Raw genomic sequence first — 24,750 nt, forward strand, 5'->3', positions numbered from 1 at the left:
GGGTGGTGAGCTCGGCAATCGGGGACGTGCCGGGAGGAGTCTTCGATTGAATTACATCAATTTGGTCGGAATTCTCGATGTTGTGAACTCCGTCTTTGACCTCTACACAGGGGGCAAACGGCGGCCGGTCTTCTTCGATAAGGCGGCGACCTGTCCTCCCCTGGCTGAACTGGACAACCAAGCCCAGGTCATCCGCGAGGAGTTGCTTGCCTTGCTCCCCGAGAAGTCTCAGATTCCTCGGTATCACGACCTCGACCAGATGCAAAAGCGAATCTCGGCGGGGGGTGATCCCGAGAAGTCCTGGAAGATTTTCTATCTCTATATCATGGGGGAGAAGCCGAACGAAAACCGGGCGAAATGCCCCCAGACTTCGGCGTTGCTGGATCAGGTACCTGGCCTGTTTCAGGCCTTCTTTTCGATTCTCGATGGCGGCAAGTCGATCCCCGCCCATCGAGGTCCGTACCGCGGGTATCTCCGCTATCACCTTGGCCTCGTCGTTCCCAAAGTGAATCCCCCCTCGATCCGGATCAAAGACCAGCACTACACCTGGAAGGTGGGAGAAAGCATTCTCTTTGACGATAGCTGGAACCACGAGGTCTATAATGAAGGCGAAGAGGATCGGGTCGTTTTGATCGTCGATATCAGGCGCCCCATGCCGCTTCCGTTTGCCATGTTCAACCGATTCGTCGAATCCGTGATGCGACTGGTTTACGGAAAGCAGATTCTCAAGAAGCTGACTTGAAGCCGGTGGAAACACGCCCAGCCGATCCGTCCCCTGAACCATCCCAGGAGGGGAGGACCTTGGCGACCTTGGCTTCGTGTGCATGAAACGCTTGACGACCGCCCCAACTGGTTTGGTACGGTGGAGCGTCCGTCGACGTCGTTCTTCATTGAGATGTCGATCATGATGAGAATCAATCGCGACGCGGAGCGTCCGCTTTTCCGAGGAACGATGCCTTGCGCCAAATCGGAACGCTTCCGCCGACCCTCGACCCCAGGCGACTGACCGACCACCTGCTCACTCTCGGTGTGACCACGAAGGTCGACCATCGTCCCGAGGGGGCGGCCGTCTGGGTTCACCATGAAGACCAGATCCCCCTGGCGAAGCAAGAACTCGAGCAATACCTAAAGGATCCCCACGACGCGCGCTACCAAATCGCGACGCAATCGGCGGACTCGATCCGGCGCGAAGCGGAGCGGCTCGACCGCCAATATCGCAAGAACGTTCGCGACCTGTCAGGGCAATTGAACAGCCCAGGCCTCAGTCGCCGGCCTTTGACGACCACGCTGATCGCGATCTCAGTCGTCGTTTTCCTTCTTCAGAACAGCCCCTACGCCGCGGCCACAATCAACACCCTCTCCTTCACGCTGCGGGTCATTGATGAGCTCGGTTTCCGGCATTCGCTCGGTCTCCTACCGATCTTGCACGGTGAGGTTTGGCGGCTCATCACCCCCATTTTTATTCACTTCGACATTCTTCACATTCTTTTCAACATGTGGTGGCTCTGGGTACTGGGCTCGTTGGTCGAATCTCGACGAAGTACCAAGACCTTGGCGGCCGTTGTGCTCATCTCGGCAATCGCCTCGAACTCGGGCCAATTCTTTTATGATCTGCAGACCAACCATGCACTTTACAACTTCGGCGGCATGTCCGGGGTTGTCTATGCGATATTCGGGTATGTTTGGATGAGAGGGCGGCAGGAGCCCGAGTTGGGGATGATGATCAATTACCGGACGGTCCAGATGATGCTTTTCTGGCTCGTCCTTTGTTTCTCAGGAGCGGTCGGCAACGTCGCGAATGCGGCCCACTTGGTGGGATTGGTTACCGGTATGCTTCTCGGCTTGGCTCGACTCTGAACGGAGGGAGCCGATATCCAAGGGATCTTTCACGGCGGCTTGCGAAGGCGGCCTTGAGGTCGCACAATAGGAATGATTCTCGGCAAGCGGCCAGTCACTGAACCATGACGTGATCCAAAGGGGAAAGCTTGGGGATGAAAATCGGCTTTGTCTCGGCGATTCTGCCAGAGTATTCGTTAGACCAGGTACTCGGGTTCGCCGCCGAGGCCGGCTTTTCAAGCGTCGAGGTGATGTGCTGGCCAAGCGGCCGGGCCGAACGCCGCTACGCCGGCGTTTCGCACTTCGATGCGGCCGACTTGACCCCCGACGCGATCAAGCGAGTGGAGGATCTCACCGCCAAGCACGGCGTGGGGATCTCCGGACTCGGCTATTATCCGAATCCGCTCGCAAGCGATCGGGCTGAGTCCGAGCAGGCGATTACGCATCTCCACCGGGTTATCGACGCCGCGGCTGAACTGAAGATCAATGTGGTCAACTCGTTCGTGGGCCGAAATCCCGCCCTTTCGGTTGAGGACAACTGGCCGAAGTTCCTCGAAGTCTGGCGGCCCCTGGTCGACCACGCCGAGCAACGGGGCGTCCGGATCGGCATCGAGAACTGCCCGATGCTCTTCTCGAGCGATGAGTGGCCCGGTGGCAAGAACCTCGCGACGACTCCGGCGATCTGGCGGCGGATGTTCGCGGAGATCCCGAGTCTCAGCTTCGGGCTCAACTTCGACCCATCGCACATGATCTGGCAACAGATGGATTATCTGGCTCCGCTCAAGGAGTTCGCCTCGCGCTTGGTCCATGTGCACGCCAAGGATGCCCGGATCGAGCCCGCAGCGCTCAACGACCACGGAGTGTTGAGCGCTCCGAAGCTCTGGCACACCCCGAAAATTCCGGGTCAGGGGGACGTGCGCTGGGGGCCGTTCCTCGGCACGCTGGCCGACGTCGGTTACGATGGCTCGGTCGCGATCGAGGTCGAGGACCGCGCCTTCGAAGGCTCCCTGGAAAAGCGGCGTGAATCCCTGGTGATTAGCCGGCGATACCTCCTTCAATACCTCGGCGGCTGACCCAACCGATGTCGAGCCAAGCGACCGAGACCGAGACCGAGCAAGCGAACGACGAGCTTCCGCTCGACCTGTCCGTCTTGATCCCCGTCTATAACGAAGTTCAGAACGTGGAGCCGCTCCATCAAGAGTTGCAACAGGTTCTCGGCTCGCTCTCGCTGCGCTATGAACTGATCTTCGTTGACGACGGATCGAGCGACGGGAGCCGGGCGAAGCTTGGCCTGATTCAAGATCGCGATCCCGAGCACGTTCGCGTCGTGTTCCTCCGACGGAACTGCGGGCAGACCGCGGCCTTGTCGGCGGCCCTCGACCTGGCGCGAGGGAACATCCTGATCCCGATGGACGGGGACTTGCAGAACGACCCGGCCGACATCCCTCGTCTGCTCGAAAAGCTCGACGAGGGATTTGACGTCGTCTCGGGTTGGCGTAAGTCCCGGCAGGATGCGTTCATTTCCCGGAAGATTCCCTCATGGGTGGCCAACCGGTTGGTGGCTCGACTCTCGGGCGTGCCACTCCATGACTTCGGCTGTACCATGAAGGCGTACCGCCGCAGGGTCCTCGAAGGGGTCCGACTCTACGGCGAGATGCACCGATTCATCCCCGTCTTTGCCACCTGGCAAGGGGCGAGGGTCACCGAACTCGAAGTCCATCATCGCGCCCGAACGGCCGGGCGTACCAAATACGGCCTGGGTCGAACCTTCAATGTCGTCCTCGACCTGATCCTGATTATCTTCTATCAGCGTTACGCCCAGCGCCCGATCCACCTCTTCGGCCGCATCGGGCTCTGGTCGCTCGCACTCAGCTTTCTGACGTTTGCCGGAATGCTTTACTTCAAGTATCTCCACGCGCCATTGACCGGAGACAAGGCAAAATCATTCATCGAGACTCCGCTCCCCCTGCTAGTCGTCTTCTTTTTCATGATGGGAGTGCAGAGCATTTTGATGGGTGTTCTCGCCGAGATGGTCATGCGGACCTACTATGAGTCCCAGTCAAAAACGACCTACCTGATCGGCGAGATCCGACAAAGTCCCCCCGGCAACTCAACCTGATCACGCCGCCCTGGAATCGGCTTGATCGAGGACACTCATCCTTGCGCGGACAAGCCTGACATACAATCCGCCCTTGCCGATCGGGGTGGTGCTCGCTATGATTCGTTGCAACAGGCTGAATTCTTCGGCAGTGTTCGCCGTATGCCCATCCCTCAAGGCCCGCCCCCTTCTCGGCGGACTCCATCCCAATGATTCGACGCGACGACATCCGAAATGTGGCGATCATCGCCCACGTTGACCATGGCAAAACCACTCTGGTTGATTCCATGCTCCGTCAGTCCGGCCAGTTCCGGGCCAGCCAACTTGTCGGCAATTGCATCCTTGACTCGAACGACCAGGAGCGTGAACGCGGTATCACGATCTTGGCCAAGAATATTGCGATCAACTACGGCGACGTTAAGATCAATATTATCGACACGCCTGGGCACGCCGACTTCGGTGGCGAAGTCGAGCGAACCCTTCAGATGGCCGACGGAGCGCTCGTCCTAGTCGACGCCTTTGAAGGACCGATGCCTCAGACCAAGTTCGTCTTGCGCAAGGCGTTCGCTAATAAGATCCGGCCGATTGTGGTGATCAACAAAATCGACCGGCCCGACGCCCGCCCGCAGGAGGTCCTCAACGAGATTTTCGATACGTTCGTCGACCTCGAAGCGGACGAGCACCAGCTTGACTTTTCTTACATCTACGCTTCGGGACGGGGCGGGTTCGCATCGCACGACCCGACGACGACCGAGGGGGACATCCGCCCCCTTCTCGACCTGATCGTTCAGAAGGTACCAGGACCGGAAGTCGACCCTGACTCCCCGTTCCGGATGCTCTGCACGACGCTTGATTTCTCAGAGTACGTCGGCCGGATCGCCATCGGTCGGATCGCTTCGGGCCGCGTCAAGCGGAGCCAGAAGGCGGTCCTGATCAAGGCGGAAAACGTCACCACGACGGGTTCGATCGATAGCGTGCTCGTCTTCGACAAACTGGGGCGAGTCGAAGTCGAAACCGCCGAGGCTGGCGACATCGTCGCTTTGGTCGGGCTCGGCTCGGTCGATATTGGCGATACCATTGCCTCCACCGAACGTCCTGAAGCTCTGCCGCGAATCGAGGTCGGTGAGCCGACCTTGAGCATGCTCTTCACCGTCAACGACTCACCGCTCACCGGCGAGGGACAGTATCTGACCTCGCGCCACCTCAAGGATCGGCTCGATCGCGAACTGCGCTCGAACGTCGCACTCCGCGTCGAGCCGACCGCTGAGCGCGACTCGTTCACCGTTTCGGGGCGTGGTCTCCTCCACCTCTCCGTGCTCATCGAGTCGATGCGCCGCGAAGGCTACGAACTCGCCGTGGGCAAGCCCGAAGTCATCATGAAGCGGCTGAACGGGGTCGAGCACGAGCCCTACGAGTACTTCGTGGTTGATGTCCCCCACGGTCAGATGGGACCGGTCATGGAACTCGTTGGCGCGCGTCGCGGTGAGCTCGCCAAGATGGACGTCAAAGGGGCCTATGCCCACCTCGAGTTCATGATTCCCGCACGAGGCCTTCTCGGCCTGCGAACGCGGCTGATGAGTGCGACTCAGGGGGAAGCCATGATGCACCACAACTTCCATGACTATCAGCCGTTCCGCGGGGAGATTCCCAAGCGGAGCAACGGCGTGATGATCAGCATGGTGCGTGGCCAGGCGGTCGCTTTTGCCCTGGATAGTCTGCAACAGCGCGGAACCATGTTCGTCAAGCCCGGCGACGATATCTATGCCGGTATGATCGTCGCAGAAAATGCAAGGGGCGACGACATGGTCGTGAACCCCTGCAAAGAGAAGAAGCTCACCAACATGCGGGCCTCCGGCTCGGACAAGAACGTCCTGCTCAAGCCGCCCCGCGAGCTCACGCTTGAGATCGCCCTCGAATACATCGAGTCGGACGAACTGGTGGAAATCACCCCGACGAAGATCAGGCTCCGCAAGAAGGAGCTGACCGAGGAAGGTCGCAAGCGATCCGGCCGTAGTGGTGGGAAGACGGTGAGCGTCTGAGCGAAGGGTTCCTAACAAAACCCTTCGACCCAAACGCCTCCAGTGAGTCAGTCAATCAGCCGCTCAGGCCGTACCTGAGCGGCGTTTGATGAAGCTGAGCCCGTCTCGGCAGAGACCGAGCGGGTCGGGGAAGAGGTCGCGCCAGACCTTGGTTGCCGCAGCCAGGGCGGGTAAGGCGCGACCGAACGCCTCAATCGTGAGTGACCCGTCGTAGCCACTCGCCTTCAGGCCCGACCAGAACGAATCCCAGTCGACCTGGCCGGTGCCCGGAATTCCCCGATCGTTCTCCGAGATGTGCACGTGGATCGTCTCGGCCGCGCACGAGGCGATCGCCTTCGCCTGATTCTTCTCCTCAATGTGTGCGTGGAAGCTGTCGTACATCATCTTGAGCGACGGATGATTCACCGCGCGGACGAAGCGGGCCGTATCGGCCGCCGTCGTCAGGAAATAGTTCTCGAACCGGTTGAGATACTCGACCCCGAGCCTGATGTTTCGCGCCTGCGCCTTTTCGGCAACCTTGCTCAGCGTCTCGACACCGGCCTTGAACTCGTCCTCGGTGGGTCCGTTCCCCGTGAACTGGCCAATTGCCGAATGAATGGGACCGCAGAGGATCTCGCAGTCGAAGGCCGCACAGCGGTCCAAGACCTTCTCGAGTTGGGCCACCGCGGCCAGACGAATCTGGGGGTCGCCCGAGATTGGATTCGTCTCGGGAGACATGACCGTGACGGCAGTCGCGCTCAGGCCAAGGCTCTTGAGTCGTTTGCCCAGCCGCTCGTAGGGCGCGGGGTCGTCGATGGCAAAGACCGGGACCTCGACGCTGTCGAACCCCATCTCTTTGAGCTGGTCGAGCAAGCCATCGTGCTCGGAGGTGACCTCAGTCGTCCAGAGCAGTAAGTTCATACCGATCTTCATGGAGGCATCCTCGTCGTTCGTGGATAGTCGGGCAACGTGGGCGGACCACTCTTTAGAGACTATCTCAGTCGGTGAATCTCACAGACGCCCTCCGTTGACGATGACCGCCTGCCGGGTGCTCCCCCGGTTCTTGGCTCGAGACCGGTGCGTGGGGGCCTTTGTCCGCGACACCCAGACCGTAAGGAATCCTAGGCGCCCGGAATGCTCCCGTGCCCCCGGATCAAATCGGCCTACTGAGATCGGTTCTGCAAGTGGTTGACTGTCGAATGGATCAGAGAGCGAGCGAGCCGGGTGATCGAGGCCGGTCTTCAGCCCCCGAAGCGAGGGCCAGAAGACCGGGGCCTGAAGCCAGACCCCAGTCACCCCAGAAGACGTGGGCGCCCCGAAGGCATACCGTATTAGACGGGGACAACGGTCTGCCACTGGCCGACCTCGGCCGAATCGAGCACTGCGTCGCAAACCGCTTGAGTCGCAAGCGCCTCGCGGAACGTCGGGCTGGTGGCTTTTCCGGCAGCCAGACCCGCGAGGAAGTCGGCAACCTGGTGGACGAACGTGTGCTCGTAACCGATCTGGAGACCGGGCACCCACCAGTGCTTCATATAAGGATGGTCGCTATCGGTCACGTGGATCGAGCGCCACCCGCGCAGCTTCGACTCGTCGCCGTGGTCGAAGTATTCGAGCCGGTGGAGGTCATGGAGATCCCACTTGATCGAGGCTTTCTCGCCGTTGATCTCGAAGGTATAGAGCGCTTTGTGGCCGCGAGCATAGCGGGTGGACTCGAAGAGCCCAAGCGAGCCGTTCTCAAACCGACAAAGGAAGGCGCACGCATCGTCGATGCTGACCGGCTGGACCTTGCCGGTCTCGCTGTGCTTCCGCTCCTTGATGAACGTTTCAGTCATTGCCGAGACGTTCGAAATCCCCCCGTTGAGCCAGAGGGCGGTATCGATGCAGTGGGCAAGGAGATCGCCGGTGACACCGGACCCCGCGGCCGCGGCGTCCAACCGCCAGAGCCCCGCGCCCCCTTGAGGCAACTCGGACGAGATCGTCCAATCCTGCAAGAAGTTCGCCCGGTAGTGGAAAATCCGACCGAGCCGGCCCTCGTCAATCAATTGCTTGGCGAGGGTCACCGCGGGGACGCGGCGATAGTTATACCAAACCGTGTTGGGGACGCCCGCCTTCTCGATGGCTTCGACCATCGTCTGGCCTTCGACCAGGTCCATCGACAGCGGCTTCTCGCACAAGATCATCTTGCCGGCCGCGGCCGCCGCAAGGGCGATCTCGGCGTGCGTATTGTTGGGCGTGCAAATATCGATCGCATCGATATCTTTGCGCTCGACCAGTTTCCGCCAGTCGGTCTCGATCGACTCATAGCCCCATTTATCGGCAAACGTCTTCGCGTTCTCCGCGCTCCGACCACAAACCGCTTTGAGCACGGGGCGGTATTCGAGGTCAAAGAAGTCGTTGACTCGCTTGTAGCCGTTCGAGTGGGTCCGGCCCATGAAGCCGTAGCCCACAAGGCCGATGTTCAAAGGTTTCTTCGCCGCCATGATTCACCTGAATATGCGAAGTTATCAATGTTGATAAACGAATTTTTGTTGAGCACTCGTATGCGTGAGTTCGCGAGCCGGCGATCCACGCTTACTCCGCCCAGCCATGGGCGTCACGGACGGCGATCATCTTGGTCAGGATGTCGTTCCACGTCTGTGGCTTCATCATGACGGCATTGGGGAACATGCAGCCGTCCCAGCAGATATGCTTGAACGCCTTGGTCAATTGCCCCTTCTCGTCGCGGAGCCAGAAGCCGGCGTGGCGCGGAATGTCGAGCTTGCCGTTGGGGTCGGTCGCCAGGCAATGCCGGCCGGTGTGATCGTGCGACCCGGAGCCGAAAACGGTGGCGTCGTTCTGGGCAACGTGAAAGTCGATTGTCCAGGGGCGAAGCGCGGCCGTCAGCGTTTTGAGCGCATCGTCGAGCACGACGGGGTCTTTCCAGTCGTAACCGGCGGGCAAAATCCGATCCTGGGGGGCATTTTCCCCCAAGGTATACAAGAGGGTGTGGGCCATATCGGCCTGAAAGCCGACAAGCTCGGGCTCGCCAACCCGCTCGAGGAGGTCGACCATCGTCCGCCAGGAGTGCATACCACCCCAGCAGATTTCGCCTTCGGCCGCCAGCCGCTCGCCGGCATCGGCCGCGATCTTGGCTGCCTCTTTGAACGTCTGGGCGATCTTCGCCTGATTGCCCGCCGGATCTTGCGCCCAGTCCCCCGGCCCGCACGCCGAATCGAAGCGAACGACTCCGTAAGGCCGGACACCGAGCTCGCGCAAACGCTTCGCAATATGCGTCGCTTTGCGAACTTGATTGAGGAACTTGGTGCGGCCTTCCCCTTCATCCATCGCCGACCCACCGCCGGTCGGCGGCCAGACCGGGGCGACGACCGAGCCGATCGCCAGGCCGCGAGTCCGGACCTTCTCGGCGAGCGCCTTGAGGTCATCGTCGGTCGCGTCGATATCGACGTGAGGGGCGAACAGGAACAGGTCGACACCGTCGAACTTGACGCCGTCAACCTCGGCCGCTGCCGTCAGGTCGAGCAACGCATCCAGGCCGATCACCGGTTCCGACCCCTCACCCTTACCGACCACGCCCGGCCAAGCCGCATTGTGCAGCTTCGGGAAGTTATTGGGATGACTACCGCTCATGGAATATCCCTTTCTGTCGCCAAAGCGCCGGTACGCCGGCCAGGCTCGGGTCGAGTCTTGCAAGATGGGTCAAAGAGCCGGGAAAAGCGCACACCGTTCCCGGCCAGTTGTATTCAGGTCAAATGAGACCAAAGGAGGGAAATGATCGGTCGGTCGAGGAGGATTCGACCGACCGATAGCTTCGCTTAGCTCTTCCGGGCATCACCAACGCGAGGCGCATTGGGATGGACGTCGGGGCCGAAGTAACGAAGGCTGACGAAGACTTCGGTGCCCGTGTTCGTGTACGTCACACCTTCTTTGGCACGCTTGTCGGTGATGAAGACCTCGTCCTTGGTCACTTCGCCGTAGCGAATGTAGACGGGGCAATCCACGTCGAGCTTGCCGATCGTGCCGCGGCCCTGGGTAACGATCAGACCGGAGGCCCCCTGGTCCTTGATCGTGACCGACTGTCCCGGATAAACCGTCAGTTCGCGGGCGCTGAAGTATTCTTTGCCGTCGACCTTGCCATAGACGATCCACTTGTCAACAAAGCCTTCGTCCTCGGAACCGGCAAAGACGATCGGTTCGAGATAGTTGTTGGCCTTGAAGTTGGGGTCGACGTTCTTTTCCCAGTCGAGTTGCTCGACAAGGTAGTCGAGGTCCTTGTGCTTGTCGGCGGGGACGTCCTTGACGAGCAGGTCCCAAGGAACGCGTCGGCCTTCGACCATCGACTGGTACATGCCGAAAACGTCGGAACCCCACTGCGGCTCGTAGGTCACCAACGACCCAGGGGCGTGGAGCACGGCGGGCGGAATCAGCCAGCCTGTGCCCGGCTTGAGGCGGTACGCCTTCGAGAAGTCGAGGATTCCATTGTCCCCCTCATCCCAGCGTTCGAGGCAGCGGCGGATGTCTTCCTTGGTCGTCCCCGGTTCGAGCCCCATGAAGGTGTGGGGGAAGTTGTTGCCGGTCCAGTTGAGCTGAGGCGGGAAATAATAGCTCTCCGGCTTCCCCTCGCGGCCCAGCAGCGCGGCCTGCTCGGCCGTCTGGTGCATGTGGTGGGGGATCGGCCCGAGGTTATCGAAGAACTTGCTATAAACGGGCCACTTCTTGTACTTATCCCACAGCGCGGACCCGATCATTTCGGCCCCATGCAGGCCGACCGCGTCCTTGAGGGTGAACTTGTCCCCGTTGTGGACGACGTAGCTCAGTCCCTCGTCGGCCGGGGCGCCCTCGTTGGCGGCCGGGGTCGTCGAGGCGAACCAGCGTTCGTCGATGCCGCCACGATGGGTTCCCAGGGCGTAGAGGTCCTGAGGAGCAAGCTTGAGCCGTCCACCGGGCATCAGGAACGAGCGCGGAACCCACGTTGGGGCCAACCGCAAAATACCTTCACCGGCATCGAGCGCCGCGCGAGCGCGCGCGGCGAGTTGCTGATCGCTCATCCGTCCGATTCTCCCGCCCCAAGATCTGACCCGAGCACGACGCGCCGGGACTCATCGTTGTAAAGCCAAGGCGCTCCAGACGCAAGAGTGAACTTACTGCCGGCGATCCCCAAGATCCTTGACAGCACGAGCCGGCCAGTGTCGGGAAAGCATCTCGGCTTGATCCGGCGTGACTCGGTACAGCAAAATCGAATGCCCGATCTGATCGATTGGCTTCAATTCCTTGAAGTAATCGAAGCCCTTCGCCCAGACCGACCGGGGGAGCCACCGGGGTAACTCGTCGTCGTACACTCGCCACGGGAGACCTTGGAGCAACGTGGCACTCACCGCATAGAGACCGGGTTCGAATTTGAGGCCCTCGAGACCTCGCTTACGATAACGCGGGGGGAGTTCGTCATCCCGGATCGTGCCCGGCCGGGGAGGAGGGAGAAACCAAGGAAATCCCCCCTCGCTCCGGAACAGGAAAATGTTGGGATTGATCTGACCGAAGTAGGCCAGGCCCACCGGTTCGTCGGGAGCATGAGTTTGGAGCCAGCGTCTCAGGCCGACCAGGTCCTGCCCCCAGTCGATATTGCTGTCGATCAGGTGCGATGAGCCGTTTGAGGCTCCTCCCGAAACCCAGTTGAAGTACGCAAGATAGTGAGGCGTGATGACAAGTGTCGCCGCCAATGTCGCCGCCAGAGAGACGCCGAGGAATGCTTTTGCCGCGCGACGACTCACCCGATCCTTCAGGCCCGTCGCCCACGGAACGACCTTCCCGATCGAAATGAAGACGAATGGAAAGCTGGCCAGGACGTAACGCAGGCCAAGATTGATGTTCGTGAGAACGCTCATCACGAGGATGACGATCACCGGCAACGCAAGAACGGTGATCTCATCGAACCAGGATGCACGGGAACGTCGAGACGCCACCAGGATCGCGACCGAAGCCAGAAAGAGCGCCCAGGTCCCTTCAGGCACCTTGTAGACCAAAGTCAACAGATAGTAATACCACCAGCTCTTCTGACGAACTTCACCGTTCAAATAGACCGGATAGCCTTCGACTTCATCGCTCTGGATTTGGGGATTGAAAAGATTCGCGGGCACCCCTTCAGCCTCGAACTTCTGATCGTCGAAGCCAAGGACGTAGTGTTTCGGGAATGGGACGGGGAGATGTTCCAGCCAGGTCTCGCGAAATCGATTGACCCGGCGTTGGTGGAGGGCATTGATCAACGGATCCGGACTCGGAGGTCGCCACTTCCCCGGCGTCACCGGACGAGTCAACGTTTGACTGAGGAACTCGTGTTGGCCGAGCGGAATCCCAACCCCCTCGAAGCCATAGCCGACGTTGATCACCAGGACACTCAGTCCGACGATCAGCAGGCCCTTACCGAGGTTTCGGCCCACTCGTCGCGCTAGCGTCCCTTGGTCCGTTCCCGTAAAGAGGTGGAGAAATCCAATCAGGGGCCAGAGGCCGTAGAGCAGGACCATGCTGAACTTGCTGAGTTGAGCGAGGCCCAGGCAAAGTCCCGCGAGAGCCGCCCGCCACCAGGTGGGTTGTTGGAGCGTCCGCCAGAAGACGTAGGTTGCCAGGACTCCGAGGGATGCCGAGCCGACGTCGGTCGTCACCAGCCTGCAATGCGCCAGGATGTTGGGACACAACAACCAGAGCGTCAGGCTCAGCAGTCCCGCGCCCGGCCCATACAGCCGTTTTGACCAAATGAAGATGACCAGGCCCCCGAGTACGGAAAAGAGGGGCATGACGAGACGGGCCCGAGAGAAAAGCTCGAAGTATTGCCGGGCGTTATCGCGCTGGAAGACATGAGCAAAAACCGCCTTGTTTTGCGGTTCGTTCTGCCAGGACGGGTCATTGTACGGGACTTCGACCCCTCGCATCGCGAGTACAGGAAGTGCGGCTACAAGCTTGATGAGCGGCGGATTGTGGTGGTAGAGCCCGAACTTGCCCGTCTGCCAATACGTGATTCCCGCCGGTAAATGGATGACCTCGTCGATCGTCGGGTTCTCCTCGACGAGGCTCCGGACGGCGAGTGTAAGGTGGACCACCAGGAGCAAGACCACCGCAAGGATCTGTTTCCGTCGATTCCAGAACGTTTCCCCGGCGGGAGGAGTCGGCAACGGTGATGGGGGAGGGGAAGAAGCCGGCTCATTCACCGGGGCCTGTGGCCTCTGCTTCGGTCGTCGCGACAAGATTTCCACTCCCGATGTCAGGCGCCGTACGACTTAACGAGGTGACTGATCGCCGCGAATGATCCGTGAAGGTCGCGGTAAAGCTGCCGGTAGAGCGCGTAGGCGCTGTCGTAGAACGGCTGCACCTTGGGATCGCGTTCGGTTCGTTCCGCCAGCCGGATCGTGGCGTCGCATGCTTCGGGAACCGAGGAGAACCCCCCGGTACCGACCTGGGCGAGCAGGGCCACCCCAAAGGCCGGTCCTTCGGTCGACTCGAGCGTGTGAACGTCGTGGCCGTAGATGTCCGCCTGAATCTGCCGCCAGAGCGGGTTCCGCGCACCGCCGCCGGAGACCCGGACTTGCTCGATACTTGCCCCCATCTCGCGGATCAATTCGAGGCTGTCGCGCATCGCATAGGCGGCCCCCTCCAGGATGCTCCGGATCAAGTGCGGCCGGCCGTGCCGGACCGTCAGACCGATCCAGGCCCCCTTGGCATCAGGATCGAAATGCGGGGTCCGTTCGCCGGTCAGGTAAGGCAAGAAGAACAAGCCCTCCGCCCCCGGGCCGACGAGTGCCGCCTCGTCACTGAGCAAGAAGTAGGGGTCGACTCCCAGGGACTTGGCCGCTTCGATCTCCGCCTTGGCGAGTTCGTTGCGATACCACTGCAAACTTCCCCCAGCCGCCAGAACGACTCCCATCACATGCCAGGCACCCGGCACGGCGTGGCAGCCACGCTGAAGCCGCCCCAGCGGATCGAAACCGAGTTCCTGGGTATGGGCGAAAACGACCCCCGAGGTTCCCATCGTGGCCGCGACCGCCCCGGGACGAACGATTCCGTTGCCAACCGCGCCGGCCGGTTGGTCTCCCCCGCCGCCGACCACCGGCGTCCCTATGGCCAACCCGGTTGCGGCGGACCCCAGGGGGCTCACTTTAGCCGAGACTTCCGGACTCTCGTAGCATGGAGGCAAAAGCTCGGGGTCGATCTCGAGCTTGGAGAGAAGTTCCCGGCTCCAGCGGCGGTTGGCGACGTCGAGCAGGAGCGTCCCCGAGGCATCGCTCACCTCGGTCGCATACGTTCCCGTCAGGCGATAGCGAATGTAGTCCTTCGGGAGCAAGACCTGGCGGACCTGATCCCACGCCTTCGGTTCATGATTGCGAAGCCAGAGCAGCTTGGGGGCCGTGAAGCCGGTCAGGGCCGGATTGGCGACCATCCGGATCAGGTTCTCGCGCCCCCCTGCCCTTTGCTCGATCTCCGCGCACTCGGCCGCGGTCCGCTGGTCGTTCCAGAGCAAGGCGGGACGAACGACCTGCCCTTCGGCGTTGAGAAAGACCGAACCATGCATCTGACCGCTTAAACCGATCCCAGCCACATCCGCCGGTTTCAGGCTCGCCTTGTTGAGCACCTGTTTCACCGTGGCGATCGTCGCGGTCCACCAGAGTTCGGGGTCCTGCTCCGACCATCCTGGCCTGGGATGCGCGCACGGGTACTCCGCCGAGGCCGATGCGAGCACGTGACCGTGCTCATCGATGGCGAGGGTCTTGGTCCCGGAGGTGCCGATATCGATTCCCAGAGTCACACTCACCGCTTGATCTCCCAGCGCTCGCCGCACCGCAAGACCCGTGGGTTCACCCCAGCGGGTAGGCGAAGGGCCTCTGACTCGAAATCACCAATCGGGACCGTGTTGAATGCAAACATCTCGTAATGGTGCGGAACCAGGTAGCGCGGTTTCACGACCGACGCAAGCGTCACCGCTTCGGCGGCGGACATGTTCCCCGCGACTCCTCGCGCCGGGTCTCGCCCATTGATTGGCAGGAAGAGGACATCGTACGCCCTGTCTCCGAGGTGCCCGACCAAGCCATCGTAGAGCAAGGTGTCTCCGCTATGATACAGACGAAGTCCCTCTACCTCGATGATGTAACCCAAATAGAGGTGCCGGCCTCGTTCGTCGGTGTCTAGCCCCTCGTGCGCCGAAGGGATGGCTTCGATCCGGAACCCACGATGGCGAAAGTCGCCGCCAGCGTCGAGTCCGACAAGCCGGTCCGTGGGCAAACCGAGACCAACGGCATGCTCGATCAAGGCCTCGGGTAAAAGAAGCGGTGCCTCGGGGGAAGTCTCGAGCAATTCGGGCATCGTTCCGGGGTCGAGATGGTCGGAATGTTTATGGCTCGAGAGAACGAGATCAACGCGTCGAAGTTCAAAACCGCGGAAGGGAGAGCGAGTCATCCGGACGTGAGGCTTTCCTGTCCCTTCATATTTCGTGGTCAGGTGCTCGGAAAGATAGGGATCGATGACCATCGTTCCGGTTGAGGACTTCACGAGATATCCGCTCTGACCAAGCCACCAGATGACGAGCGATCCCGGCGCGGGGTTGGTCGCGGCAATTTGATCCAATAATTCGCCGCCGGCCTGAATCGGCTCGATCATCGTGCAAGCGCTCCGCACCATGTCTATCCCGAGGGGTTGGCTGTTGTCAGGATCTCGCTTGATAATATCACGCGAGCCAACTTGATGCATTTGGCACCGAAAATGCGTGCTAATCAATTTCAAGATACGTCGAATCGACGCCGTCACCCCCAGGAGACTTTTCCATGCGACACCTCTTACATAACTCACTCTTCTCGGTCGTCATGTTCGGCGCCGCGAGCCTGATCTCCGGATGCGTTGATGATGCAGACCATCCCGACGCCAAGATTGCCGAGAATGCCATTGGAATCTCGGACAACAAGACGACGAAGTCCGTGGAGACAACTCGCGATTTGCAGGTCGTCAAAGACACGAAGGTGATCGACACCAAGACCGGCCAGACGATCAGCGAGACCACCGAGACGACACCGGTCAAGATCACCAAAGAGTTGAAGGAGAAAGTTAACGTTGATGTCAACGTTGGCGACACAAAGGCGACCAGTACGGGCGAGGAAAAGATCCCCGTCAAATGATCGTTTGAGGATGGACTCGAGGCCCCAAGGACGTGATATCCCCAGAGACCCGCCCTGCGGAGATTACTTTCCTGAGGGGTTATCGAGGCTCCCGTCACTGAGCGGGTTGCTGCGAGCTCGATCCGACAGGACACGGCCGGGACTGGTGATTGCGACCCCTTGAGTGCTCGCATCACCGATCATTACCGACTCGACATGCGGTGGGTTCACGTTCTGCTCCGCAATCCACTCGACGAGGAAACTAGCCGACACGCCGCCGCTGGTATCGCTTTCCGGGACGAAGTATTCAATCGAGGCCATGGGGCCGATCCGTAACGGTTGCTTGAGGTAGTCGCGGATCACCTCACCGTCCTGGTCGTAGTAGCGCGCCGTGGTGATGACGATCGGGTGACTTCGGTCTGTGTTGCGAATGCTTAGCGTGGCCGCCAAGAAGATGGTGCTGGCTCGATCCGAAGTATAGATCGATGAATACGAGGGCACGTAGATCGATTGTCCGGCGACGACCTTCAGCCCTTCGGTCGATTTAATTTCGGTGACTGCCTTGCGCGTGTTCACTCCCGGCGCATGAATCTCGGCAGGTTGATCACGTTGACAGGACGAGGGGGAACTGATGATGAGCACGATGAGGAAAAGCGCCATCGCAAGAGTGAAAGCGGTATAGGTCGGAGTTTTCGTCATCGCCAAGATCCTCATCCAGGTTGGTCATCCGCCGAACGTGACACATCATGCAGTCCCCGCGTTCTGGAATCACGTTCCAACGCGCCTGGAAACGAATAAAGGGCGGATTTCCGTTCATTATTGTGCCAGAGGTTCGTCGCCTAGACCAGGAGTTCGAGCTTCCTCGACAGAAGCACGGCTTGCTTCTTTGAGAAGCAAGCCGTGCGACGGAGGAAGCTGGGCGATTTATTGAGGCATAAGCTTGGGTAGACCGTGAGTCGCCCGGCGAACTTCACGTAGTCTTCCCAATCCGGGTCAATGGACCTCGACCCGAGGGCGAATGACTGCCAGTTCTCCTCGGATCGCGGCAGCTCTCGCCTGGAGGTTTTCCTCACTGACCCCAATCTGCTGGAGCAACATCTCGGCCAGGGCGACCGCGACCTCAGCCTCTTCGTATGCGACCGCCGCGACGCCCAGGCGTTCCAACGTCTCCCGCTCGTTGATATACCGAGCCCGGACGAGCACCTTCAAGCCTGGATTGAGGGACAACGCCGTGGCGATGATCGGAATGCGGTCCGATCGATCCGGGAGCGTTACGAGGAGAAACTCGGCTGCTTCGATCCTCGCCGCCGAGAGAATTTCCTTGCTGCTGGAGTCACCGTAAATCGCACGGATGCCTTCGGCCCGCAACCGCCGGACTGTATCCACATTCAGGTCGATGACAATTGGATTGATGGCAAAATCCCTGAGGATTCGCGTCAGGGTCTGGCCGACCGGGCCGTAACCCACCACCACGGCGCTCGCGCCTGAGGTCTCGACGTCGTCCGACTCGCCGAGCTTCGTGAGCGCGTCGTCACCCGGCCGCGCCGTCAGCCATCGCCCGAGCGTGGGCCTCGCCAGCAACCAACGTTCCAGGGGACCGATCAGGCGGAAGATGAGCGGATTCACGGTAATCGAGACGATGGCGCAACTCACTAGCACGCTGGTTTCCGCCTCGGACAGGAAACCCAGGGAACGGGCTTCTTCGCCCAGGATAAAGGAGAATTCACCAATCTGGGCCAACGCCATGGCCGCCGTCAGAGCGGTTCGGAGCGGGTAGCCAAGGAGGACCACAATCCCGAGCGCGGCAAGAGGCTTCCCAATGAAGATCACCGCGAAGACGCCGAGCGTGAGGTCCCAGTTCGCCAGAGTCGCCGCCGGGTTGAAGAGCATCCCCACCGAGACGAAGAAGAGCACGGCGAAGGCGTCACGCATCGGCAAGGCGTCGGAGGCCGCCTGGTGGCTCACATCGGACCGACCGACCACCATCCCGGCGAGGAACGCGCCGAGCGCCATCGACACACCGAATACCAGCGCCGAGCCGGCCGCAACACCCATGGCGACGACCAACACCGAGAGGGTGAACAATTCGCGGGAACGCGTCCGCGCCATGGAATTCATCAACAGGGGCAGCACTCGCTTACCCACCACCAGCACCAGGAAGACGAGCGCGATGATCTTGACCGCGGTCAGGATGAGCGAGGTCCCGACCAGCGCCAGATTTCCCCCCCCGGCTGCATCCTTCAAAACCGGGAGTACGACCAGGACGACGACTGTGAACAGGTCCTCGACGAGCAGCCAACCGACCGAGGCATGCCCCTGCGGTGTGTGCATCACTCCGTTGTCCATGAGCACCCGGATGAGTACCACGGTGCTCGCAACCGAGACGGCGACTCCGAGGATGAGTCCGGTGCTCAGGGGTCGGCCGAGAAGGACCGCGATTCCGGCAGTCAAGATCGTCGCGGCTGTAATCTGGACGACCGCGCCTGGGATCGCGATCGACTTGACGCGGATAAGGTCCTCGACATGGAAATGGAGTCCCACCCCGAACATCAGCAGGATGACCCCCATCTCGGCCAACTGGGACGCAATATTCGCGTCCCCGACGAAACCTGGCGTGTACGGACCGACCATCACCCCAGCGAGGAGGTAACCCACGATCGGTGAGAGTCCCAGGCGGTTGGTAATCGCGCCGAATAGGAGGGCGAACGCAAGCCCAATGGTGATGAGCAAAATCAGCGAAACATCATGCACGGTGATCCCTCCACACTTCGACTCATAAACTTCATCGTGGTTTGACGACGCAATCGCCATCACTGTGCGATCAACAGGACCGCTTCTCCGCGAGGTCAACTCACCAAGGATGAAGTCGAACACTAACGGACGAGAGGACCGACCGTCGAAAGATTTCTTCAGTGAACCCCGTATCGTCGGGCTCGCCATACCGCGGTGGCAGGCCTCACGAGACATCCCGGACGAAGGAGCCCCAACGCCGTTGCCCTCGTTCCCTGAGATCAGGAACTTATCGAGATTTCCCGAGGCGAGCCGGGCGTGGAGTCGGCTAGGTCAGCCAGATGCAGAGCAGGACATGGAGCGAAGCGGACCTGTTTTGTGACACTCGAAGAGGCGAGCCGCCCTGGACGAGGAGGCCACGTTGGGGCCGAATCCTCATCCCGCAGAGATCGAGGGCCGCCGCAGGTTTGAAGTGTCGAACCACCACGATCCTCGACGCGAGCTGGGCGTGTCCCAGCAGGGTGGTGGCGAAGACTTGGCCGTCATCTCCGAGCCGGGAAGGCGAAACCGATGGGCGGGGGGCCGATTCGTCGAAGAGACTCGGTCGCACGGCGACTCTGACGTGCCCGATGGCGTGTGCCTGAGAGAAACTGAAGGCAGGAGAAGTGATGTGGGCAAGGAGCAGTGAGAGGATGACCGCGCAAAAAGCAGGCACGATCAACCCGAAGTGGGTTGAGATCCGTTCCTGATTATGCACCCTTGTCATACGCGAAATCTCCCATTTCCCAATATTCTACTCCCCAAAACTGGCTGGGGAAAGGCGAGCTCTCCTCGTTCGAAACGAAGAGCGGCCCCACTGGGCCGCCCGCGGGAGGCGAAAGCCACACTCTCGCCCCATGAATTCCCAGCCTGTTCCTGAAGGAAAGGCTTCCGTCTCAACGTTGGCCGAGGGAAGCGCGGACCATGCGTACGCCTTCGGCCATGGCCTTTGCCTTGGCAACGGCAATGTGGCGAGCGGTCTGCGAGAAACCGCAATCCGGCGTGACCGAGACGCGCTCGGCGCCCACCTGTTTGAGCACGATCCGCAGCCGATCGGCGACCAATTCCGGGGGCTCAATCCAAGTGTTCTTGACGTCCACCAGACCGACCGCAACGGCCATCGACTCGGGCAGTTCTTTGAGCAACTCCACCTCAGCCATCTCCCGGCTGGCAAATTCCATGGCGAGCTGGTTCACCTTCGCTCGACCAATGTGTGGAAAGAGCGGACGATACGTGCGCCAGCCCACAGCCCGCGCACGATAATTCCCAAAACACATATGCATGCTTACGTAAGCATTGACTCCGTCGACAGTGCGTGCGATGACATCGAGAAAATAGTCGGGATCGTCGGGGTGGCATGCGAAGCTCGGCTCGTCGAGCTGGATGAAATCGACGCCTGCGGCGACGGCGGCTTTGAGCTCGGCGTTGACGATCGGGATCAGGGCCTCGGTCACGGCGTTGCGATCGGGGTACAACTCTCCCCCCGAGATGCAGCCGGCGAGCGTGAACGCGCCGGGGATTGGCATCTTCGCAGGCGCATCGGTCAAGGCACGGAGGCGATGATACTCCTCGACGATCCCAAGACCTTCGGGTGCGGAGAGCGGCGCCACGCACCGATACTTGGTGCGTTGGTCGTGGGCGGGAGCTCCCAATCTTCGAAGGGTTCCGAGGGGCTCGATCCCTTGCAGGAAGTCGTAGAAACCGAGGTTGAAGTCAACACGCCCCATTTCTCCGTCGGTAACCCGTTCGAGGCCCGCGCGGATTTGGTCGTCGATCGCCAGTCGGACGGCGTCGCGAAGCGCTTCTTCTCGATCGATCGGCCCAAATTGGTCCGGGGAAGCGGCGACATCGGCCACGAACTTCTCGTACCAGCCCGGAAAGGACCAGCTTCCGATCACGGTGGCGGGGATCAGCATCTCAGGCATGATCGCGTCTCTCCGGTTCGGCGTCTCTAGAAAGAATCACCATGATCCAAGACTAAGGCGTGCCCAGCAGTCGATCGACCGACTCCACGGCGATGGGGTGGTAGAACGGTCTCGCCTTGGCGTAGATCGCTCTGGCGCGAGTTGTTCCTTCCGCGGTTTTCTTCAGTTCGCCGTAGAGCGGCATTAAGAACTTTCGGCGGCCGATCGAGGTGAGAAACTCCTCGATCCGCGCGTCTGCCGGCGAGTAGTGATTGCGGATCGCCATCAACAACCATTGCTGCGTGATCTCAGAGTTCCCCGTGGCGGTCAGCGCGAAGGCCTTGTCGAGCGCGGTCATTTTTTCCGGAGGCAACTCCAAGGGGAGCGCTTGCAGAAAGTGGAGCCACTCATGAGTCGACCAGCCCTGGGTGGCCAGTTGTTCCGCGGAAGACTTGCCATCGATCCAGTCTTGCGCCGCGGTAGCCACTACGGTGAAGCGTGACGACTTTGGTTCCGGAAAGCCGGGTGGCAGCCCTGGTTCGTGGAGCCAGGCCTGAACGTTGAGCTTCGCAGCCGCGGCCGGGTCGGTCTGGAGGAGTTGGTCTTGGAGGTAGCGCTCGAACTCGGCGGTCGTAATACTTTGAAAGGCGAAATGGTCGAAGTAAGCTCGAAGAAACGCATCGAATCGCTCTCGACCGAACGCATGCTCGATGGTCGTCAGAAACAGGGCCCCTTTTTCGTAAGGAATCCGAGTCATCCCGTCATCGGGGTCGCGGTCGGAGAGATCGATATGAAGGACCTGGTCGCGAGGGGGAAACGCGGCCAGTTCTTCGCGCAGTTCACGAAGACCGAGGACGGCTTCCATCGCCGCTCGGTCCGGGCCGAAGACGTCTTCGACGATCCGACGTTCGAGGTAAACGGTGAAGCCCTCGTTGAGCCAGAAATCACGCCAGGTGGCATTCGTCACAAGATTGCCCGACCACGAATGCGCCAGCTCATGGGCCACGAGGGAGACCAACGAGCGATCCCCCGCGAGGATCGTCGGAGTGGCGAATGTCAGCTTGGGATTTTCCATTCCGCCGAACGGAAAGCTCGGAGGCAAGACGAGCAGGTCGTACCGCCCCCAACGATACGGACCAAATCGGGTTTCGACCGCCTTGATCATCGCTTCGGTATCGACGAACTCACTCGCAGCCGCGGCGACAACCGACGGTTCGGCGTAGGTGCCCGTACGAGGGCTGAGCGCCCGAAACGCGAGGTCACCAACGGCCAACGCAATCAAGTACGGAGGGATCGGCTGGGTCATCTCGAAGCGAGCGCCTGCCTGCCCTGCTTGACCTGCTTGACCTGCTAAATGGTCAGCACTCATGACAGCGCTGAGGCCTTCGGGAACGTGAATCGTTGCGGCATAAGTGATCCGCACCCCTGGCGAGTCCTGGAGGGGAATCCAGGATCGGGCATGGATCGCCTCGGATTGGGTGAAGAGGAACGGCTTCTTCCGCCCCGCCGTTCGCGGTGGATCGAGCCATTGCAAGGCGCTGGCGGTGGGAGCGGTCCGGTAAGTCACTTGGACCCGGGTCGCCTGATCCGGCACAAAAATCCTCAGGCGGGTCCCCAGGAGACGTTCCCATTTCAACTCAGACTCAGGACGAGCGGGGTTAGCTGCTTCGTGACCAAGCTCGAAGCGAACCTCGTGCATTGCATCATCATTCCCACCCGCCGTTACACGTTCGATCTTGAGATCGCGCGTATCGAGATCGAGTGGGGTCCCTGGAGGACATCCCGGCATCCTTCGGAACGCGAGCGTAGCCGTCCCCTGCAGTTCCTTCTTCTCGAAGTCGACACTCAGGTCGAGTTCAACCCGACTCACCCGAACCTGCTCCGGGTTCCCCAGGGAATGCAGGTCGCGTTCCGCCGGTTTGCTTGTAACCACCTGGCCGGCATCGACCACCTGGTCGAAACCGATCAAAACCAGCATGATCATTCCCGTCGCTGCAATCATTCCGATCGGCATAACCTGGACCTTCCGGGAAACGATGGCGGTATCGACGCCTGAGGCGTTGGGGAGACCTATTCGCTGAATCTAACGGAGTTCGCGAGCCATCACCACCATTTCCACTACTGGTTATCCGGGGCCTATACTGATCCCAGGAAAGAACGACCGCAATTGCTGGCCTCGACTGCTCGAAGGCAACGTCCGATCGGGGACTTGAAAAATTGATCCAAAATAGCGCCAACGCTGATTGCATTAATGCCGTATGTCACAGTAAGTTGACGATTCTTGTTGAACATTGGCGTGATACTTATCTGCCAATCGCCTAGTTGACCCTCCGCGTTCGCTCTTGAGTTTGAACTCCTGCCACCCGCTTGCCTGGCCAATCCCTTGATCTGGCTTGCAGTTCAATGGGATTGGTGATTGAACCCTCCGCGATAACGTTGCAGACGAGACAAAAGGTCGTACCGTAACTTGTCGAGTCGGGCGATCGGAGGATCGGTAGGGCGAAGGCACGTCCTTCGGCCTTGGCATGGGATCGCACGACCTCGTAATTCTCACCAAAGGAGACCATCGATGGCAGATGCCTACCTGAGCGGCCCTTTCAGTCGCCGAGGATTTCTGACGGTCGGCTCGATGGGCTTCGGCCTGACCCTGGGCGAGCTCTTCAGGTTAAAGGCGAAGGCCGACCTGAAGACCTATGCGCCGATTGCCGCCAAGGCCGACTCGGTGATCCACATCTTCCTGCCTGGGGGAATCGCCCACCAGGAGACGTTCGATCCCAAGCCGTTCGCGCCCATCGAGTATCGAGGCGAGCTCAACTCGATCGCGACCAAGATTGAAGGGGAATCGTTCTCCGAGACCCTGCCCAAGACGGCCCAGATCGCCGACAAGATCACGGTGATCCGCTCGATGACGCATGGTGAAGCAGCCCACGAGCGGGGCACGCACAACATGTTCACGGGCTATCGGCCCAGCCCTGCTCTCCAGTATCCGAGCATCGGCAGCGTGGTCTCACACGAGTACGGACCCCGGAATAACCTACCTCCCTACGTCTGCATCCCGAGCATCCCCAACGAGTATGCGGGAACCGGCTATCTGAGTTCTTCCTTCTCGCCGTTCAGCCTGGGAAGCGATCCTGCGGCGGGTGGGTTCAAGGTTCAGGACCTGAACCTGCCCAATGGCATTGATGATTCGCGATTCGCAACCCGGCGCAATATTCTCGGGGCGGTCAACGATCACTTTGCGAAGAAGGAAAAGAGCGACGGTCTGGAGGCGATGGATACGTTCTACGATCGCGCTTACAGCCTCATCAGCTCTCAGAAAGCGCGTGAGGCTTTTAACATCGACGCCGAGCCCGCCGCACTCCGTGACGCTTACGGTCGGAACGCAGCCGGACAGCGGATGTTGATGGCCCGGCGACTCGTCGCCGCGGGTGCCCGCCTGGTCTGCCTGCAATACGGCAGTTGGGACTTGCACACCGGCATTGCAGCGAGCATGAAGGGACAAATGCCCGCCTTCGATCAGGCCTACGCCGCGCTGATCACCGACCTGGATCAGACCGGTTTGCTCGACCGCACCCTGGTCATGGTCTCGAGCGAGTTTGGGCGGACTCCCAAGATCAACAAGGATGCCGGGCGCGACCACTGGCCCAAGGTCTTCAGCGTGGTCCTCGCCGGTGGTGGAGTGAAGAGGGCTATATCCATGGGGCCTCAAACGCCACGGCCAGCGAGCCCGACCGGGATCCGATCGGCCCCGAGGATTTGGCGACGACGGTTTACCACCAGCTCGGCATCGTCGCCGACAAGGAACTGATGGCCCCCGGTGGCCGTCCGATCGAAATCGTCGATGGCGGAAAGGTCCGCACTGAACTCCTGGCCTGATCCAAGCCAAAAAAAAAAATGGAGGCGTGCCCAGTGCGTTGGGCACGTCTCCCCGGCAGCTAGTTAGCCGTGGATCCGAAGACCCGGTTGTCAGTAGCTCACTCCACCGAGTTCGGGGGCGT

18 protein-coding genes and 1 pseudogene are annotated in these 24,750 nt (G+C 60.6%); 7 read left to right on the plus strand and 12 right to left on the minus strand.

Translation table 11 applies throughout. From position 1 onward, the window contains the following. The first annotated feature begins 46 nt into the window (after positions 1–46). From V5E97_RS17215 to typA, 5 genes are all read left to right on the plus strand, one after another. Positions 47–742, plus strand: a complete 696-nt coding sequence (locus tag V5E97_RS17215; RefSeq protein ID WP_406700527.1) for an aspartyl/asparaginyl beta-hydroxylase domain-containing protein — start codon at positions 47–49, stop codon at positions 740–742. Between the two features lie 215 nt (positions 743–957). Further along, positions 958–1,857: a rhomboid family intramembrane serine protease gene (locus V5E97_RS17220; protein ID WP_406700528.1), complete on the plus strand. Its 900-nt coding sequence runs from the start codon at positions 958–960 to the stop codon at positions 1,855–1,857. 134 nt (positions 1,858–1,991) lie between these two features. Further along, a complete protein-coding gene (locus tag V5E97_RS17225; protein WP_406700529.1) occupies positions 1,992–2,909 on the plus strand; it encodes a sugar phosphate isomerase/epimerase family protein in 918 nt (305 codons plus the stop codon). Positions 2,910–2,917: 8 nt separating this feature from the next. Beyond that, positions 2,918–3,955, plus strand: a complete 1,038-nt coding sequence (locus V5E97_RS17230; protein WP_406700530.1) for a glycosyltransferase family 2 protein — start codon at positions 2,918–2,920, stop codon at positions 3,953–3,955. A gap of 188 nt (positions 3,956–4,143) precedes the next feature. Beyond that, positions 4,144–5,973, plus strand: a complete 1,830-nt coding sequence (typA, locus tag V5E97_RS17235) for a translational GTPase TypA (RefSeq protein ID WP_406700531.1) — start codon at positions 4,144–4,146, stop codon at positions 5,971–5,973. A 63-nt stretch (positions 5,974–6,036) separates the two neighbouring features. Here typA and V5E97_RS17240 read toward each other — a convergent pair whose 3' ends face one another. From V5E97_RS17240 to V5E97_RS17270, 7 genes are all read right to left on the minus strand, one after another. After that, positions 6,037–6,885, minus strand: coding sequence for a sugar phosphate isomerase/epimerase family protein (locus V5E97_RS17240; RefSeq protein ID WP_406700532.1), 849 nt, complete (start codon positions 6,883–6,885; stop codon positions 6,037–6,039). Between the two features lie 398 nt (positions 6,886–7,283). Next, positions 7,284–8,432, minus strand: a complete 1,149-nt coding sequence (locus tag V5E97_RS17245) for a Gfo/Idh/MocA family protein (RefSeq protein WP_406700533.1) — start codon at positions 8,430–8,432, stop codon at positions 7,284–7,286. Positions 8,433–8,523: 91 nt separating this feature from the next. Further along, positions 8,524–9,579 (minus strand): sugar phosphate isomerase/epimerase family protein, encoded by a 1,056-nt coding sequence (locus tag V5E97_RS17250; RefSeq protein ID WP_406700534.1) that lies wholly within the window; start codon positions 9,577–9,579, stop codon positions 8,524–8,526. A gap of 185 nt (positions 9,580–9,764) precedes the next feature. Then, positions 9,765–10,997 (minus strand): hypothetical protein, encoded by a 1,233-nt coding sequence (locus V5E97_RS17255; protein WP_406700535.1) that lies wholly within the window; start codon positions 10,995–10,997, stop codon positions 9,765–9,767. Positions 10,998–11,090: 93 nt separating this feature from the next. Continuing rightward, positions 11,091–13,184: an ArnT family glycosyltransferase gene (locus tag V5E97_RS17260; RefSeq protein ID WP_406700536.1), complete on the minus strand. Its 2,094-nt coding sequence runs from the start codon at positions 13,182–13,184 to the stop codon at positions 11,091–11,093. 17 nt (positions 13,185–13,201) lie between these two features. Next, entirely contained in the window at positions 13,202–14,746 is a 1,545-nt protein-coding gene (gene xylB / locus V5E97_RS17265; protein ID WP_406700537.1) for a xylulokinase, read from the minus strand. Beyond that, complete coding sequence (locus V5E97_RS17270; RefSeq protein WP_406700538.1) at positions 14,743–15,588, minus strand: MBL fold metallo-hydrolase; 846 nt, start codon at positions 15,586–15,588, stop codon at positions 14,743–14,745. Before V5E97_RS17270 ends, xylB begins: the two co-directional genes overlap by 4 nt. Positions 15,589–15,752: 164 nt before the next feature. Between V5E97_RS17270 and V5E97_RS17275 the strand changes: the two genes are divergently transcribed. Further along, positions 15,753–16,100 carry a hypothetical protein gene (locus V5E97_RS17275; RefSeq protein ID WP_406700539.1) on the plus strand — a complete coding sequence of 116 codons (348 nt, stop codon included), beginning with the start codon at positions 15,753–15,755 and terminating at the stop codon, positions 16,098–16,100. Positions 16,101–16,163: 63 nt separating this feature from the next. Here V5E97_RS17275 and V5E97_RS17280 read toward each other — a convergent pair whose 3' ends face one another. The 5 genes from V5E97_RS17280 to V5E97_RS17300 all read right to left on the minus strand — a co-directional run bounded on the left by V5E97_RS17280 (position 16,164) and on the right by V5E97_RS17300 (position 22,766). Next, positions 16,164–16,778, minus strand: coding sequence for a DUF3124 domain-containing protein (locus V5E97_RS17280; protein ID WP_406700540.1), 615 nt, complete (start codon positions 16,776–16,778; stop codon positions 16,164–16,166). Between the two features lie 294 nt (positions 16,779–17,072). Further along, entirely contained in the window at positions 17,073–18,830 is a 1,758-nt protein-coding gene (locus tag V5E97_RS17285; RefSeq protein ID WP_406700541.1) for a cation:proton antiporter, read from the minus strand. Positions 18,831–19,137: 307 nt separating this feature from the next. After that, the gene (locus V5E97_RS17290; protein ID WP_406700542.1) at positions 19,138–19,575 is read right to left on the minus strand and encodes a hypothetical protein; all 438 of its coding nucleotides are present in this window, start codon (positions 19,573–19,575) and stop codon (positions 19,138–19,140) included. Positions 19,576–19,744: 169 nt separating this feature from the next. Then, a complete protein-coding gene (locus V5E97_RS17295; protein WP_406700543.1) occupies positions 19,745–20,773 on the minus strand; it encodes a methionine synthase in 1,029 nt (342 codons plus the stop codon). 52 nt (positions 20,774–20,825) lie between these two features. Continuing rightward, entirely contained in the window at positions 20,826–22,766 is a 1,941-nt protein-coding gene (locus V5E97_RS17300; protein ID WP_406700544.1) for a M1 family metallopeptidase, read from the minus strand. Between the two features lie 555 nt (positions 22,767–23,321). Between V5E97_RS17300 and V5E97_RS17305 the strand changes: the two are divergent. Beyond that, a pseudogene (locus tag V5E97_RS17305) lies at positions 23,322–24,628 on the plus strand (DUF1501 domain-containing protein). Positions 24,629–24,750: the final 122 nt, after the last annotated feature.

This window comes from Singulisphaera photorubra, assembly GCF_045290345.1.
Classification (GTDB): Bacteria; Planctomycetota; Planctomycetia; order Isosphaerales; family Isosphaeraceae; genus Singulisphaera.